At 74.3% G+C, this 15,211-nt stretch carries 15 protein-coding genes and 1 pseudogene; 9 read left to right on the forward strand and 7 right to left on the reverse strand.

Annotated features, from left to right (window positions below; all coding sequences use genetic code 11):
- Window positions 1-13 precede the first annotated feature (13 nt).
- Together Q3W68_RS10405 and Q3W68_RS10410 are read right to left on the reverse strand one after the other, a co-directional pair.
- Window positions 14-343 (reverse strand): annotated as a pseudogene (locus tag Q3W68_RS10405) (WhiB family transcriptional regulator); the annotation flags it as partial.
- A 213-nt stretch (window positions 344-556) separates the two neighbouring features.
- Window positions 557-1,264 carry an SOS response-associated peptidase gene (locus tag Q3W68_RS10410; RefSeq protein WP_302905250.1) on the reverse strand — a complete coding sequence of 236 codons (708 nt, stop codon included), beginning with the start codon at window positions 1,262-1,264 and terminating at the stop codon, window positions 557-559.
- A gap of 102 nt (window positions 1,265-1,366) precedes the next feature.
- Between Q3W68_RS10410 and aroA the strand changes: the two genes are divergently transcribed.
- From aroA to Q3W68_RS10430, 4 genes are all read left to right on the forward strand, one after another.
- Window positions 1,367-2,668: a 3-phosphoshikimate 1-carboxyvinyltransferase gene (gene aroA / locus Q3W68_RS10415; protein ID WP_302905251.1), complete on the forward strand. Its 1,302-nt coding sequence runs from the start codon at window positions 1,367-1,369 to the stop codon at window positions 2,666-2,668.
- A gap of 162 nt (window positions 2,669-2,830) precedes the next feature.
- Entirely contained in the window at window positions 2,831-3,766 is a 936-nt protein-coding gene (rsgA, locus tag Q3W68_RS10420) for a ribosome small subunit-dependent GTPase A (RefSeq protein WP_302905252.1), read from the forward strand.
- 60 nt (window positions 3,767-3,826) lie between these two features.
- Window positions 3,827-4,645, forward strand: coding sequence for a histidinol-phosphatase (gene hisN, locus Q3W68_RS10425; protein ID WP_302905253.1), 819 nt, complete (start codon window positions 3,827-3,829; stop codon window positions 4,643-4,645).
- Between the two features lie 60 nt (window positions 4,646-4,705).
- A complete protein-coding gene (locus Q3W68_RS10430) occupies window positions 4,706-5,671 on the forward strand; it encodes a hypothetical protein (RefSeq protein WP_302905682.1) in 966 nt (321 codons plus the stop codon).
- Here the strand turns inward: Q3W68_RS10430 and Q3W68_RS10435 are convergent.
- Window positions 5,554-6,822, reverse strand: a complete 1,269-nt coding sequence (locus Q3W68_RS10435; protein ID WP_302905254.1) for a glycosyltransferase — start codon at window positions 6,820-6,822, stop codon at window positions 5,554-5,556. The two genes, Q3W68_RS10430 and Q3W68_RS10435, sit on opposite strands and share 118 nt — an antisense overlap.
- A 193-nt stretch (window positions 6,823-7,015) precedes the next feature.
- Between Q3W68_RS10435 and Q3W68_RS10440 the strand changes: the two genes are divergently transcribed.
- From Q3W68_RS10440 to Q3W68_RS10450, 3 genes are all read left to right on the forward strand, one after another.
- Window positions 7,016-8,014, forward strand: a complete 999-nt coding sequence (locus Q3W68_RS10440; RefSeq protein ID WP_302905255.1) for an SDR family oxidoreductase — start codon at window positions 7,016-7,018, stop codon at window positions 8,012-8,014.
- A gap of 56 nt (window positions 8,015-8,070) precedes the next feature.
- Window positions 8,071-8,742 (forward strand): ATP-binding protein, encoded by a 672-nt coding sequence (locus Q3W68_RS10445; RefSeq protein ID WP_302905256.1) that lies wholly within the window; start codon window positions 8,071-8,073, stop codon window positions 8,740-8,742.
- A 102-nt stretch (window positions 8,743-8,844) separates the two neighbouring features.
- Window positions 8,845-9,417, forward strand: coding sequence for a DUF5709 domain-containing protein (locus Q3W68_RS10450; RefSeq protein ID WP_302905257.1), 573 nt, complete (start codon window positions 8,845-8,847; stop codon window positions 9,415-9,417).
- Between the two features lie 4 nt (window positions 9,418-9,421).
- Here the strand turns inward: Q3W68_RS10450 and Q3W68_RS10455 are convergent, their stop codons facing one another.
- Together Q3W68_RS10455 and Q3W68_RS10460 are read right to left on the reverse strand one after the other, a co-directional pair.
- The gene (locus tag Q3W68_RS10455) at window positions 9,422-10,069 is read right to left on the reverse strand and encodes a response regulator transcription factor (RefSeq protein ID WP_302905258.1); all 648 of its coding nucleotides are present in this window, start codon (window positions 10,067-10,069) and stop codon (window positions 9,422-9,424) included.
- On the reverse strand, window positions 10,066-11,187 hold the full coding sequence (locus Q3W68_RS10460) for a MacS family sensor histidine kinase (RefSeq protein ID WP_302905259.1): 1,122 nt from the start codon (window positions 11,185-11,187) through the stop codon (window positions 10,066-10,068). Before Q3W68_RS10460 ends, Q3W68_RS10455 begins: the two co-directional genes overlap by 4 nt.
- A 115-nt stretch (window positions 11,188-11,302) precedes the next feature.
- Here Q3W68_RS10460 and Q3W68_RS10465 point away from each other — a divergent pair, with 115 nt between their 5' ends.
- Window positions 11,303-11,770 (forward strand): ATP-binding protein, encoded by a 468-nt coding sequence (locus tag Q3W68_RS10465; RefSeq protein WP_302905260.1) that lies wholly within the window; start codon window positions 11,303-11,305, stop codon window positions 11,768-11,770.
- A gap of 10 nt (window positions 11,771-11,780) precedes the next feature.
- Here Q3W68_RS10465 and Q3W68_RS10470 read toward each other — a convergent pair whose 3' ends face one another.
- A complete protein-coding gene (locus tag Q3W68_RS10470) occupies window positions 11,781-12,719 on the reverse strand; it encodes a ribose-phosphate pyrophosphokinase (RefSeq protein ID WP_302905261.1) in 939 nt (312 codons plus the stop codon).
- 64 nt (window positions 12,720-12,783) lie between these two features.
- Here Q3W68_RS10470 and glpK point away from each other — a divergent pair, with 64 nt between their 5' ends.
- Window positions 12,784-14,268 (forward strand): glycerol kinase GlpK, encoded by a 1,485-nt coding sequence (glpK, locus tag Q3W68_RS10475; RefSeq protein ID WP_302905262.1) that lies wholly within the window; start codon window positions 12,784-12,786, stop codon window positions 14,266-14,268.
- 3 nt (window positions 14,269-14,271) lie between these two features.
- Here glpK and Q3W68_RS10480 read toward each other — a convergent pair whose 3' ends face one another.
- Complete coding sequence (locus tag Q3W68_RS10480) at window positions 14,272-15,105, reverse strand: phosphoribosylaminoimidazolesuccinocarboxamide synthase (RefSeq protein WP_302905263.1); 834 nt, start codon at window positions 15,103-15,105, stop codon at window positions 14,272-14,274.
- Window positions 15,106-15,211: the final 106 nt, after the last annotated feature.

Below are 15,211 nucleotides of genomic sequence, written 5' to 3' on the forward strand. Positions count from 1 at the left end.
CGTCGTCGAGCGCGTCCGGATCCGGCTGCACCTCGCTGCGCCAGGCCACCAGCATGGCGCGCCGCTCACGCGGCGTGGTGCCGCCCCAGACGCCGTGGCAGTCGCCCACCTCCAGCGCCCAGGCCAGGCAGGAGCCCTGGACGTCGCAGGTGCGGCAGAGCGCCACCGCCGCGTCGGCCGGTTCGTTCGGTGCCGGAAAGAACGTCTCCGGATCGACGTTCTGACAGGTGCCCCTGGTGCGCCAGGCGTCGTCCTGGCGTCGTTCGCTCAGCGCCCGCAGCAGTCGCGGATCGCGCCGCGCGGCGGCTACCTCGTGCGGACGCGGCATACGTGCCCGTGTCAATACACCCACCTCCCCCGTGGGAACCGGCGTAGATCTTCACAAGATCGATGAGTGTCGTCCGCCCCGTGCGAACAGACGCCCATCACCGGCGCTGTGTTCTATCGCATTCGCATACGTAAGGACAAGAGTCTTCAATGAAACTGACTGAACGTCCGGGCGACTTTTCCGGCCCAACCCCGGCAAACGGGTACACGCAAATGTGGCGGAGCGTGATCAGAACAGCGTCGCTCCGGCGACCGTCTCGACACCCGCCGGAGCCACCCGGGCGATCAGCTCCGGGCCGTCGTTGCGGACGTCACCCACGGCCCGGGAGACGGGCCGGATCTCCAGCCCGGCGAGCAGGCCGGCGTCCGGCGGCGTGAGCAACTCCGCCGGCTCCTCGGCCGGGCCGAGCCACCCCGCCCAGCGCTCCGGCGACAGCAGCAGCGGCATCCGGTCGTGCACCTCGGCCAGCTCGCCGACCGCCGCGGTGGTGAGCACGCTGAACGTGAGCCGGGCCGCACCGGCCGACTCCCAGACCGACCAGATGCCGGCGAAGGCCAGGACCGAGCCGTCCCGTGGGGTCATGAAGTAGGGCTGGCGGCCGCCGTCGGCGAGGCGGACCCACTCGTACCACCCGTCGGCGGGGACCAGGCAGCGGCGGCGGGCGAAGGACGACGCGTACGCCCGGCTGGTGGCGACCGTCTCGGCCCGCGCGTTGATCATGCGGGCGGCCCCGGCCGCGCTGCGCGACCACTGCGGGAGCAGGCCCCAGCGGCCCAGGGAGAGCAGCCGGTGCCCCTCCGGGGCGAGCCGGACCAGCGGCACCGGATCGGTCGGCGCGACGTTGTAGTCCGGCGCCACCCCGGCGGTCTCGTCGGCCGAGGAGAAGATCGCGCTCAGGTCGGCGGCGCTCCGCGTCGTGGCGTACCTCCCGCACATGGCGCCCACGCTAGCCGCATCCGGACGTTCCGGCTGTCCCGCCCAACGGGAGCAGCGGCGACGGACGGTTCCACCGGCCCGTGAGCTTGGCAGAATGTGACCGTGAGCAATCCGACCGCGACGCGTCCGCCGCAGCCGTGGACCGCGCCGACCGCGAGCGACCCGGTCGCCGCGACGCTGCGCCTGCCCGGCTCCAAGTCGATGACCGCCCGGGCCCTGGTGCTCGGCGCGCTCGCCGGCGGGCCGTCGACACTCGCCCGTCCGCTGCGCGCCCGCGACACCGAACTGATGGCCGGTGGCCTGCGCGCCCTGGGTGCCCACATGTCGATCTCGGACGACGACCGCTGGCTCGTCCGCCCCTATCCGCTGGCCGGCCCGGCGCACGTCGACGTCGGCCTGGCCGGCACCGTGATGCGCTTCCTGCCCCCGGTGGCCGGGCTGGCCGCCGGGCGGGTCACGTTCGACGGCGACCCGCACGCCCGGACCCGCCCGCTCGGGCCGCTGATCGGCGCGCTGCGCACGCTCGGCGTCCGCATCGACGCGCCCCCGGCCGGGAGCCTGCCGCTCGTCGTGCTCGGCGCGGGCCGGGTGGCCGGCGGCGACGTGGTGATCGACGCCTCCGCGTCCAGCCAGCTCGTCTCCGGGCTGCTGCTCGCCGCGCCCCGCTTCGACAGGGGCGTCGTGGTCCGGCACGAGGGGCCGCCGGTGCCGTCCGCGCCGCACCTGCGGATGACCGTGCAGATGCTCCGCGCGGCCGGCGCCGCCGTGGACGACACCACGCCCGACGTGTGGACGGTGGAGCCGGGCCCGCTGTCCGGGCGCGGCTGGGAGATCGAGCCGGACCTGTCCGGTGCCGCGCCGTTCTTCGCCGCCGCCCTGGTCACCGGCGGTGAGGTGACGCTGCAGGGCTGGCCGCGCAGCAGCCTCCAGCCGGTCGAGCGGCTCCGGGAGCTGCTGCACCGGATGGGTGGCGAGGTGAGCCTCGGCACGGACGGCCTGACCGTGCGGGGCACCGGCACCGTGCGCGGGCTCGACGCCGACCTCTCCGACGTCGGCGAGCTGACACCGGTGCTGACCGCGCTCACGCTGCTCGCCGACGGGCCCTCCCGGCTCACCGGCATCGGCCACATCCGCGGCCACGAGACCGACCGGGTCACCGCCCTGGCGAAGGAGTTCACCGCGCTCGGCGCGGACATCACCGAGACCCGTGACGGGCTGGACATCCGGCCCCGCCCGCTGCGCGGCGGGACGTTCCGCACGTACGCCGACCACCGGATGGCGCACGCCGCGGCGGTGGCCGGGCTCGCGGTGCCCGGCATCGAGGTCGACGACGTGGCGTGCACCTCCAAGACCATGCCGGAGTTCCCGGCACTATGGTCGGGGATGGTGACCGGCAAGAACTGACAGCGGGGGGACGTCCTGGCGACGAAGCGGCGCGAGTACGACGAGGACGACGTCCGGGTCCGGCCGGGCCGGTCGTCGCGCCCACGAACGCGCACCCGGCCCCGCCACGCCGACGCCGTCGAGGGCTTCGTCATCGCCGTCGACCGGGGCCGCTACACCTGCGTGCTGTCCGGGGCCGGGCCGGACACTCCGCTCGTGACCGCCATGCGCGCCCGCGAGCTGGGGCGCAAGTCGGTGGTGGTGGGCGACCGGGTCGGGCTGGTCGGGGACACCTCCGGCGCACCCGGCGCGCTGGCCCGGATCGTGCGCATCGCCGAGCGGACCTCGGTGCTTCGGCGTACCGCCGACGACGACGAGACCACCGCCGAGGGGCGGCTGGAACGGGTCGTGGTGGCGAACGCCGACCAGTTGGTGATCGTCAGCGCGCTCGCCGACCCGCCGCCGCGCACCGGGTTCATCGACCGCTGCCTGGTGGCCGCGTACGACGCCGACATCGAGCCGCTGCTCTGCCTCACCAAGGCCGACCTCGCCGGCCCGGAGGCGGTGCTCGGCTACTACACCGAGCTGGAGCTGCCGTACGTGCTGATCCGCCCGGACTCCGACCTGGCCGCGCTGCGGGCGCTGCTCGCCGGCCGGGTCTCGGTGATGGTGGGTCACTCCGGGGTGGGCAAGTCGACGCTTGTCAACCGCCTCGTCCCGGACGCCGAACGGGCGGTGGGCACGGTCAGCGCGATCGGCCGGGGCCGGCACACCTCGACCAGCGCGGTGGCGCTGCGCCTGCCCGCCGAGCCCGGCGCCGACGGCGACACCGGGTGGATCGTCGACACCCCGGGGGTACGCAGCTTCGGGCTGGCCCACGTGTCCGCCGAGAGCCTGCTGCACGGCTTCCCCGACCTGGTCCAGGCGACGGTGGACTGCCCGGCCAACTGCCCGCACACGGCCGACGAGGCGGACTGCGCGCTCGACGCCTGGGTGGCCGCCGGGAAGGCGGACGCGCGCCGGCTCGCCTCGTACCGCCGGTTGCTGGCCTCGCGCAGCGGCGAGGGCGACGCGCGCGAGCCGGAGCGCAACCCCGGCGATCCGCTCGCCGGGTCCTGACCGGCGGACCGGGGGCGACCCGCCGTCGCCGGCCGGGCCGCCGCCACTAGCGTGTCCGTCATGACCGGGTACGCCGACGACCTCGCCCTCGCCCACCTGCTCGCCGACGCCGCTGACGCCGTCTCCTCGGCCCGGTTCCGCGCGCTCGATCTGCGCGTCGAGTCCAAGCCGGACCTGACCCCGGTCTCCGACGCGGACACCGCCGTGGAGCGGGAGATCCGCGCGCTGCTGGCCGCCCACCGTCCCGGTGACGGCCTGCTCGGCGAGGAGTACGGCGAGCAGCCGCCCGCCGGCCCGGACGGGCGGCGCTGGGTGATCGACCCGATCGACGGCACGAAGAACTTCGTCCGGGGCGTACCGGTCTGGGCCACGCTGATCGCGCTGCTGGAGCACGACCGGCCGGTGCTCGGCCTGGTCTCCGCGCCGGCGCTGGGCCGCCGCTGGTGGGGCGCGCTCGGCGCGGGCGCGTTCGCCGGCACCGGCCCCGCGGACGGCACGCCGATCCGGGTCTCCGGCGTGTCAGCGCTCGGCGACGCGAGCTTCTGCTACTCGTCGCTGACCGGGTGGGAGCAGGCCGGCCGGCTGGACGCGGTGCTCCAGCTCATGCGCGACACGTGGCGCAGCCGCGCGTACGGCGACTTCTACGGCTACATGCTGCTGGCCGAGGGGGCACTGGACGTGATGGTGGAGCCGGAGCTGTCGCTCTGGGACATCGCCGCGCTGGTCCCGATCGTCACCGAGGCGGGCGGGCGGATCACCGACCTGGCCGGGCGGCCCGCCCCGGGCGGCGCCGGCTCCGCCGACATCAGCGCCGTGGCCAGCAACGGAGCGCTGCACGACGACATCCTGGCCCGGCTCGGCCGTCCAGCCGAGCGCTGACCCAGGAAGAGCCTCTATCCTCGCCAGGTGGTTTCCTCCGGTTGGTGCTTCCTGGCGGCGATGATCATCGCGTACGGCTTCGCCAACCTCCTCCAGTCGGTCGCGGCCGCGCGGACCACTGTGCACCACACGTTCGATCCCGGGCTGCTGCTGCGCCTGGCCGGGCACCGGACGTACCTGATCGGTCTGACCTGCCAGGTCGTCGGCTTCGTGCTGGCCTTCCTGGCCCGCCGTGACCTGCCGTTGTTCCTGGTGCAGGCAAGCGTGGCGGCCGGGCTCGGGGTGACCGCCGTCCTCGGCGTACTGGTGCTCAAGTGGCGGCTGCCGGCAGCCGAGGTGGTCCTGCTGGTGCTGCTGTTCGCCGGCATCACCGCGCTCGTGCTGTCGGCCCAGCCGGCCCCGTCCCGGCAGCTCGGCACCGCCGGGCTGGTCGGCCTGGCCGTGGCGGTGGTCGCGATCGCCGCATCCGGCTTCTTCGCCGCCCGGCTGCACGGCGCGCTCGGGTCGGTGGTGCTCGGCTCACTGGCCGGGATGGCGTTCTCCGCCGCCGCGGTGGCGGCCCGGCCGCTCGCCTCGGCCGGGTCGGTGGAGGCGTTCGTCCGCGACCCGCTGCTCTACCTGCTGATCGTCCACTCGTTGATCGGTCAGCTGCTGCTCGGCCTGGCCATGCAGCGCGGGTCGACCACGGCGGCGGTGGCCGCGATGGACGCCGCCGGGGCGGTGCCCGCGGCGATCGTCGGCCTGCTGCTGCTCAACGACAAGATCTGGCCCGGCCGGGAGTGGCTGGCCGGGCTCGGCTTCCTGGTGACGCTCGCGGCTGTGGTCGGCCTGACCCGGTACGCCGAACCGCAGCACCACCACGCCGGCGCCCGCCAGAAGGCGATCGTGGGCACCGGGATGGTGCCGGTTCAGGCAGCCTCGACCGGCCCGCGTTCGGAGACGACCACCTCGACCGGTGGCGTCACCTCGACCGGCGTCGGCTCGATCGGGGTGGCCGGGCGGCGCCGCCCGATCACCCGCTCGTAGAGGCGCTCCAGCGCGGCGGCGGTCCGTTCCCAGGTGTAGCTGCACCGGACCCGGTCCACAGCGGCGTGGCCGTACGCGAACCGCCCGGCGTTGTCCGACAGCAGCCGGCGCAGCGTGACCCCGAGCGTGCGCACGTCACCCGGCGGCACCAGCTTGCCGGTCACCTCGTCCACCACCGCGTCCGCGATGCCGCCCATGGCGTAGCCGACCACCGGCACGCCGCAGGCCATCGCCTCCAGCGACACCCGCCCGGCCGACGCGTAGTGCGGCGTGCAGGCCACCACGTCGGCGGAGCGGTACCAGGTGGCCATCTGGTCGTGCGGCACCGCGCCGACCAGCTTCACCTGCTCCGCCACGCCCGCGCGTTCGGCCAGCTCGCGCAACCGGCGCGCCTCGGCGTGCCCGTCCAGCCGCTCGGCCGGCGGGCCGCCGGCGATCACCAGCTCCGCGTCGCCGACCAGCCGCATCGCCCGGATCAGATCGTCCTGGCCGTGCCCGGGCGCGAGCCCGCCGACGGACAGGATCCGGGGCCGCTGGTCGCGGGGCGCCGCCTCACCGTCGGGGTGGAACTGGCCGGTGTCCACCCCGGTCGGCACCATCGCCACCGACGTGCGTTGCAGGCCCATCCGGGTCAGCTCGTCGACCTCGTCGTTGGACTGCGCCACCGCGACGTCCACGGCCCGGGTCAGCGCCCGCTCCAGCGGGATGCGTTCCCCCGGCCCGCCGTACTCACGGCCGAGGTGACGCAGCTGCTCCACGCCGAGCGAGTGGAACGTCTGCACCACCGGGATGTCGGTGGCGCGTACCGCGTGGGCGGCGGCCAGCCCGCCGACCCAGTAGTGCCCGTGCACCACGTCGGGAGTCCAGTCCCCGGCCCACTGCCCGGCCAGCCAGCGGCCGTACTCGGCGACGAAGGGAACCAGCTCGGCGGTGGAGAGCACGTCGGGCGGGCCGACCGGGACACGTTCCACCCGGTAGCCGTCGAGTTCGGTCAGGGCGGGCTGGGTGGACGCGGCACGGCGCTCGTAGACGCGGACGTCATGGCCCCGGGCGGCGAGTTCCGCCGCCACGCGCGCAATGTGCTCCTGCGTCCCGACGGTGGGACCGTCGGTGGACGAGCCGGCGTGCGCGCATACAAGGCCGACGCGCATGGTGCACCTCCATGCGTTCTTAGCGAGCGGGGTCTCCGGTCAGAGCGTCCCATTAACCCAGGTCCGGTGCGCCCAAACCTGACAGATCGGGGTCACACCGGCAGTGGCGTCCCGCGGACGGGACAGCCGACCGAACCCGATCAGCGGCGAAAACGGTCGGCATGACCGCCGGGACCGGGGGTACCGACGAAGAATGCCGCTCACCCGCAGCCTCTCCGACGCCACTGTCGTCCTCACCGGCGCCTCCAGCGGTATCGGCGCGGCCACCGCGTACGCGCTTGCCCGCCGGGGCGCCGACGTGGTGCTGGCCGCCCGGACCGAGTCCGCGCTGCGCCGGGTCGCGGCGTACTGCCGGGAACTGGGTGGGCGGGCCCTGGTGGTGCCCACCGACGTGACCGACCCGGAGGCGGTGGAACGGCTGGCGGAGCGGGCGGTGGCCGAGTTCGGCCGGATCGACGCCTGGATCAACAACGCGGCAGTGGGCACCGTGGGACTGTTCGACGAGATCCCGGTGGCCGAGTTCCGCCGGGTGGTGGACGTGAACCTGCTCGGCGCCGTGTACGGGACGCGCGCCGCGCTGCCCTGGCTGGACGCGGCCGGTGGCGGGGTGCTGGTCAACAACGCCTCGGTGCTGGCCGAGGTGGCGATGCCGTACCAGTCGGCGTACAACGCCACGAAGCACGCGATCCGCGGGCTGGCCGACACGGTACGGCAGGAGCTGCGGGTGACCGGCCGGGGGAACATCTCGATCTGCACGGTGCTGCCCGCCACCATCGACACGCCGTTCTTCCGGCACGCGGCCAACCACTCCGGCCGGGAGCTGACCCCACCGCCGCCGGTGTACCCGCCGGAGATGGTCGCCGAGACGATCGTCAAGCTGCTGCGCCGGCCCCGGCGCGAGGCGTACGCGGGCGGCGCGGCCCGGCTGATCGGGCTCCAGTGGCGCCTCGCCCCGGCGCTGGCCGAGCGCGTGATGGGCTGGTACACGGCGCGCACCCAGTTCGGCCCCGGCGTACGCGCCGACTCCACCGGCGCCGTGTTCACGCCGGACTCGGCGGCGGAGCGGACCGACGGGTGGTCCGGCCGGCGCGGTCAGGTGCTGCGGCTGACGGCAGCGGTCGGGCTGGCCGCCGGCACCGCTGTCGGCACAGTGGCGGCGATCAGCCGCCGGACAAGGGGTGGACGGCCATGAGTCCCGTCGACGGGACCGGTGCGCGGACCCGGACCGACGTGCACAATGGGGCGATCATGCCGACGGATGCGCGTTGCCTGGTGGTGGCAGACGATTCCTCCCCGACGGTCCGGCTGACCGGGGTGCTCGACCGCTCCGAGGTGCAGGCCGTACGGGACGCGCTGCTCGTCCGGCTGTGGCAGCACCCCGGGTTGTTGCTGGTGGACCTGTCCGGAGTGCGGATCTCCGATCCGCTGGCGCGCGACGCGCTGGACGAGGTCTGCCGGGCGGTCGCCGACTGGCCCGCCGCCGAGCTGCTGTTCGATCCGGACGGGCCGCCGCCGGACGCCCCGCCGGAGCCGCTGGACGCCGAGCTGTCCCCGGTGGTCGAGGCGGCGCGCGAGGCACGGGTGCTGGTCGCGGGCGGGTGCGCCAGGTGGGGGCTGCCGGAGCTGATCGAACCGGCCTGCATCGCGGTCACCGAGATGGTCAACAACGTGGTGGCGCACGCCGTCACGCCGATGACGCTCCGGCTGGCGCCACGCGGCGGTGCGCTGCACCTGGCCGTCCGGGACCACTCGTCCGGGCGGCTCGCGTACGGCGGACCGGTGTCGGCGGACTCGGTGGGCGGGCGAGGGCTGCTGCTCATCGACACGGTGGCCCGGCGCTGGGGCAGCACGCCGCTGCCCGACGGCAAGGTGGTGTGGTGCGTGCTGTACGCCGAGGACGAGGCGGCGTACCGCAACTGACGAGACGGCGTTCCGCAACCGAGGTGCCCTTTCGCCCCGTTGCTCCCGATCCACCCGGCCGGTCGCGGTTAGGGCGGGGAGCGCAGTGGGTAGTTCCCGAGCATGCGCGACGACGAGTACCCCACCCCCGTGTCCGATCCCGAGGCGGAGGGTCTGCCCGACACCGCCGACGACGACTCCACCGCCAACGACGACGTGCTGACCGGCCGCGAGGCGGACGGCCCCGAGCCGGCCCAGCTCCCCGGTGACCGCACGCCGGTCGCCGTGGACCGGTTCGGCACCACGGCGGAGGAGCAGCTCGACGGCGAGTCGCTGGACTACAAGCTCCAGCGCGAGCAGTACGAGCGCCCCGCCGACGATCCGCTCGCCGGCCCGGTCGACCCGGACATCGCCGCCGAGGCGGACAGCGAGGAGGCCGCCGCGCAGGCCCAGCTCGACGCCGACGTGATCGACCCGGGCCCGGTCTCCGACCCGAACTCCCCGGTGTCGGTGTACGACCACGGCCAGCTGGGCACCGTCGCCGACCACCAGGTGGGCCGGCTGGTCGAACCGGACGAGGGCGCACACACCGACCAGGAGACCGACAACGTCGCCTACGACGCGGGCGCGGCCGGTGGCGGGGCCAGCGCGGAGGAGCTGGCGGTGCACGAGACGCGGCCACCGGACGCGCGCTGACCGCTCAGTCGTCCAGGCCCCGCTCGATGGCGTACCGGGTCAGCTCGACCCGGTTGTGCAACTGGAGCTTGCCCAGGGTGTTCTGCACGTGGTTCTGCACGGTGCGGTGGGACAGGCCCAGCCGGTCGGCGATCTGCTTGTAGGACAGCCCCTTGGCGACCAGACGCAGCACCTCGGTCTCCCGCTCGGTGAGCCGGGGTGCTTCGTCGTGCGGGGCTGGCGGCGCCGCGGCCAGCCGCCGGTACTCCCCCAGCACCAGCCCGGCCAGGCCGGGAGTGAACACCGGCTCACCGGCGGCGGTCCGGCGCACCGCGTCCAGGAACTCCGCCGGTGCGGCCGACTTGGTCAGGTAGCCGGTGGCGCCGGCCTTGACCGCGTCGAGCACGCCCTGCGGCTCGCCGCTGGCCGAGAGCATCAGCACCCGCACGTCGGGCAGCGCGGCGCGCAGCCCCCGGATCACCTCGACGCCGGAGATGTCCGGCAGCTGGAGGTCGAGCACGACCAGGTCGGGGCGGGCCGCCGCGGCCACCCGTACCGCCTGCCGCCCCTCCCCGCTGGTCGCCACCACCTGGTGGCCCGCCTCGGTGAGGTCTCGGGCCACGCCCTCGCGCCACATCGGGTGGTCGTCCACCACCATCACCCGGATGCTCATCCGCGGCTCCTCGGCACGACCAGCTCGATCTCGGTTCCGGCGCCGGGCGCGGACACGATCCGCACCTCGCCGCCCAGGTCCGCCACCCGGCCCCGGATGGACTGCGCCACCCCGAGCCGCCCCTGCGCGGCGGCCTCCGCCAGCCGTCCCTCCGGGATGCCGGGCCCCTCGTCGCGTACCGAGACGGTCACCGTCTCCTCCTCGTCCTCGATCAGCACCCAGGCCCGCCCGCCGGCGTGCCGGGCCACGTTGTCGAGCGCCGCGCCGACCGCCGCGCCCAGCTCACCGGCGGCCCGCGCCGGCAGCGGCACGGGTGTGGCGGGCGCGGACACCACGACGGTGGCCGAGGCGTACCTGTCGATCAGGTCGCGCAGGTCCTGCTCGCCACCGGCCGGATCCGGCGGCGCGCCCGCCCGGCCGATCAGCGCCCGCAGCGCCGCCTCCTGCTCGCCGGCCAGCCGGGCCAGCTCGGCCGCCTCGCCGTCCAGGTCCGCGCCGCGCCGCCGGACCAGCGCGAGCACCTGGAGCACCGAGTCGTGGATGTCGCGGGCCAGCCGTTCCCGCTCCCGGGTGGCCGCCTCCAGCTCCACCGCCCGCTGCAACCGCTCCTCCGCCTCCACCGCCAGCCGCGCCACGTGCCCGACCACCACGCCGGCCAGCAGCATGAGGATCGCCCCGGTCAGCGCGGACGGGCTGATCCGCTCCCGGGTGGCGAGGTCGGCGCCGCCGAGCACCAGCGCGGCCACCGTGCCGCGCCGCCGCCCGCCGGAGACCGCCCAGGCGAGCACCGGCCCGGCCAGCCAGGCGGCGGTCAGCATCGGCACCCCGGCGGCGAGCGCCGCGCGGCCCACCACCCAGGGCGTGACCAGGATGAGCGCCAGCACCATGCCGAGGTCGGCCAGGAGCAGGGGCCAGCGCCGCCCGGCCGGACGGCCGTAGCCGGCCGCCGTCACACCGCTCCACGCCAGCATCGCCAGCAGGACACCGCCCGCGGCGACCGGGTGCGCGTAGCGGTCCGCGTCGCGCAGCACGACCAGTCCGACGTACGCGAGCGCGGCGAAGCGGAACACCGCTATCGATCGCCAGAAGGGGCCCTCGAGGCCGGAGGACGACGGCATGTGGGCCACCCTGTCACAGCCGGTCCAGGGCACCCCGGGCGGTGCGGCCCGAGAAACCCTGACGTACGGTGGAAATGCCGCGAAAGTCGTTGAGAACCATCGTCGGGACGGGGTCATGACAGACGCAGAACTCCCCGCACCGCGTACGGTTGTGCCCATCGAACCTTCCCTCCTTCTCGCCACCGCCTTCGACCAGGCGCAGGTGACCGGGCTGCGGCACTCGGTCACCTCCCGCGCGCACGCGTCGGGCCTGTCCGGCCAACGGCTGGACGACTTCGTGCTGGCGGTCAACGAGCTGATCACCAACGCGGTCCGGCACGGCGGCGGGCAGGGCTGGCTACGGCTCTGGGAGCGGAACGGCGAACTGGTCTGCGAGGTCGCCGACCACGGGCCCGGGATCAGCGAACGGCGGCTGCGCGACCGCGAGCGGCCCGCCCCGGACACCGCCGGCGGCTGGGGCCTCTGGCTGGCCCGGGAGCTGAGCGACGCGATGGAGGTGGAGAGCGGCGACGCCGGCACGGTCGTCCGGATCACCGCCGCGCTCGCCACCCGCCAGCCCGTCACCGGTCCGATGGACGGCTGACCCGCCACCGTCAGGCGAACAGGGCGCTCACCGACTCCCCGTTGTGGATCCGCCGCATCGCCTCGGCCAGCGCCGGCGCCACCGACAGCACCTCCAGCTTCGGTACCCGCTTCTCCGCCGGGATCGGCACCGTGTTGGTGCAGACGATCTCCAGGACGCCGTCCTGCGCGCTCAGCCGCTCCAACGCCCCGCTGGAGAACAGGCCGTGCGTACAGGCCAGCCGGATCGAACGGACCCGCCGCTCGCGCAGGTGCGAGATCAGCTCGATGACCGTGCTGCCCTTGGCGATCTCGTCGTCCAGCACGATCACGTCCCGGTCCGCCACGTCACCGATGATCGTGCTGATCTGCACCCGGTCGTCGCTGTAGCGCTGCTTCGCGCCGGCCGCCACCGGCGTACCGAGCATCCGGGCGAACGCGGCGGCCTCCTTGGCGTTGCCCAGGTCCGGCGAGACCACCACCGCGTCGCTCAGGTCGTACCCCTTGAAGTGGGCGGCCAGCTCGCGCAGCGCGTGCAGGTGGTCCACCGGGACGCTGAAGAAGCCGTGCACCTGCGGCGAGTGCAGCGTCATGGCCAGCACCCGGTCCGCGCCGGCAGAGGTGAGCAGGTCGGCGACGAGCCGGCCGCCGATGGAGATGCGCGGCGCGTCCTTCTTGTCGGACCGCGCGTACGCGTAGTGCGGCAGCACCACGGTGATCCGGGCGGCCGACGCGCCCCGGGCGGCGTCGATCATGAGCAGCAGCTCGACCAGGTGCTCCTGCACCGGCGGCACCAGCGGCTGGATGAGGAAGACGTCGCGCTCCCGGCAGTTCGCCTGCAACTGCACCTCCAGGCAGTCGTTGGCGAACCGGGACACCCGCACCGGGTGCAGCGGGACGTGGAGGTGGGCGCAGATCTCGGCGGCGAGGTCGGGATGGGCCGACCCGCTGAACACGGCAATGTCACGCACGTCTGATGATCGTACGGGCCGCCGGAGGGAGACGATGGGCGCTCGCGGCGGGTACGGTGCTGCCGTGACCGCAGAGTTCGTCGCCGCCATCGACCAGGGCACCACGTCCTCGCGCTGCATCGTCTTCGACCGGGCCGGCGAGATCGTCGCCGTGGCCCAGCGCGAGCACCGGCAGATCTTCCCCCGCCCCGGATGGGTCGAGCACGACGCCGACGAGATCTGGACGAACGTCGAGCACGTGGTGCGGGAGGCGCTGGCGAGCGCCGACATCGGCACCGAGATGCTGGCCGCGGTGGGTATCACCAACCAGCGCGAGACCACTGTGGTGTGGGACCGGGAGACCGGCCGCCCGGTGGCAAACGCGATCGTCTGGCAGGACACCCGCACCGGCCCGCTGCTGCGCGAGCTGGCCGGGACGTACGACGAGGAGCGGCTGCGGGCCCGCACCGGCCTGACCCCGGCCACCTACTTCGCCGGCCCGAAGCTGCGCTGGCTGCTCGACCACGTCGACGGGCTGCGCGAGCGGGCCGAGCGCGGCGAGGTGCTGTTCGGCACCATGGACAGCTGGCTGATCTGGAAGCTGACCGGCCGGCACGTCACCGACGTGACCAATGCCAGCCGCACCATGCTGATGGACCTGGAGACGCTCGACTGGGCACCGGAGCTGCTCGACGCGCTGCGCATCCCGGCCGCCGTGCTGCCCGAGATCCGCAGTTCGGCCGAGGTGTACGGCACCGCCCAGGGAGTGCTGGCCGGGGTGCCGGTGGCGAGCGCGCTCGGCGACCAGCAGGCGGCGCTGTTCGGGCAGACCTGCTTCCAGCCCGGCGAGGCCAAGTGCACCTACGGCACCGGCAGCTTCCTGCTGCTCAACACCGGCGCCAGCCCGGTGCCGTCGCGGCACGGCCTGCTCACCACTGTGGCGTACCGGATCGAGGGCCAGCCCGCCGTGTACGCGCTGGAGGGCGCCATCGCGGTCACCGGCTCGCTGGTGCAGTGGCTGCGCGACAACCTCGGCCTGATCTCGAGCGCCCCGCAGGTCGAGGAGCTGGCCCGCACGGTCGACGACAACGGCGGCTGCTACGTGGTGCCGGCCTTCTCCGGCCTGTTCGCCCCGCACTGGCGCAGCGACGCCCGGGGCGTGATCGCCGGGCTGACCGGCTACATCACGAAGGGCCACCTGGCCCGCGCGGTGCTGGAGGCGTCCGCCTTCCAGACCCGGGAGGTGGTGGACGCGATGAACGCCGACTCCGACGTGGCGCTGCGCCGGCTGCGGGTCGACGGCGGGATGACCGGCAACGAGCTGCTCATGCAGTTCCTCGCCGACGTGCTGGACGTGCCGGTGGTGCGGTCCCGGATCACCGAGACGACGTGCCTCGGCGCCGCGTACGCCGCCGGCCTGGCCGTCGGGTTCTGGCCCGACCTGGCCACGCTGCGCGAGAAGTGGCGCTCGGACGCGCAGTGGGAGTCGACGATGGACCCGGCGCACCGGGAGCGGGAGCTGCGCCAGTGGCACAAGGCGGTGCAGCGCACGCTCGACTGGGCGGAGTGAGCGTCAGTCCCAGCGGTTGCCGGTGAGCTTCTCGTACACCTCGACGTAGCGGGCGCGGGTCGCCTCGATCACCTCGGCCGGCACCTCCGGCGCTGGCGGCTGCTTGTCCCAGCCGCCCGACGTGGCCCAGTCCCGCACGTACTGCTTGTCGTAGGAGAACTGGGCGCGGCCCGGCTGGTACGACTCGGCAGGCCAGAACCGGGACGAGTCGGAGGTGAGCACCTCGTCGCCGAGGACAAGCGTGCCGTCCGCCGCCCAGCCCAGCTCCAGCTTCGTGTCCGCGATCAGGATGCCCCGCTCGGCGGCGATCTCCGCGCCGCGCCGGTAGACGTCGATGGTGATCTGGCGCAGGCGCTCCGCGACCTCCGGCCCGACCTTGTCCACCACCTGCTCGTACGTGATCGGCTCGTCGTGCTCGCCCTTCGGCGCCTTGGTCGACGGCGTGAAGATCGGCTCGGGCAGGATCGACGCCTCGACCAGGCCGCGGGGCAGCGGCACCCCGGAGACCGAGCCGGTGCGCTGGTACTCGGCGAAGCCGCCGCCGGTCAGGTAGCCCCGGGCCACGCACTCGACCGGCACCATGTCCAGCCGCCGGCAGCGGATCGCCCGGCCGGCGAACTCCGCCGGCACGTCCGTAGCGGAGATCACATGGTTCGGCACCAGGTCGGACAGCTGCTCGAACCACCACAGCGACAGCGCGGTGAGCAGGCGGCCCTTGTCCGGGATCGGGGTCGGCAGCACCACGTCGTAGATGGAGACGCGGTCGGTGGCGACCAGGATCAGGTCCTCGCCGTCGGCGTAGACGTCCCGAACCTTGCCCGAGTGCAGAAGTTCCACGGCGCTAGTACACCATGGCCGGCTCGGGCCGCCCGGCGCGCCCACCCGGGCGTGCCCCGGCGTTGACACCCCGCCGGGGGCCGGTGAAATGATCCGGTGCACCCCA

The organism is Micromonospora sp. C28ISP2-4 (assembly GCF_030519385.1).
In the GTDB taxonomy this organism is placed as follows: Bacteria; Actinomycetota; Actinomycetes; order Mycobacteriales; family Micromonosporaceae; genus Micromonospora; species Micromonospora tulbaghiae.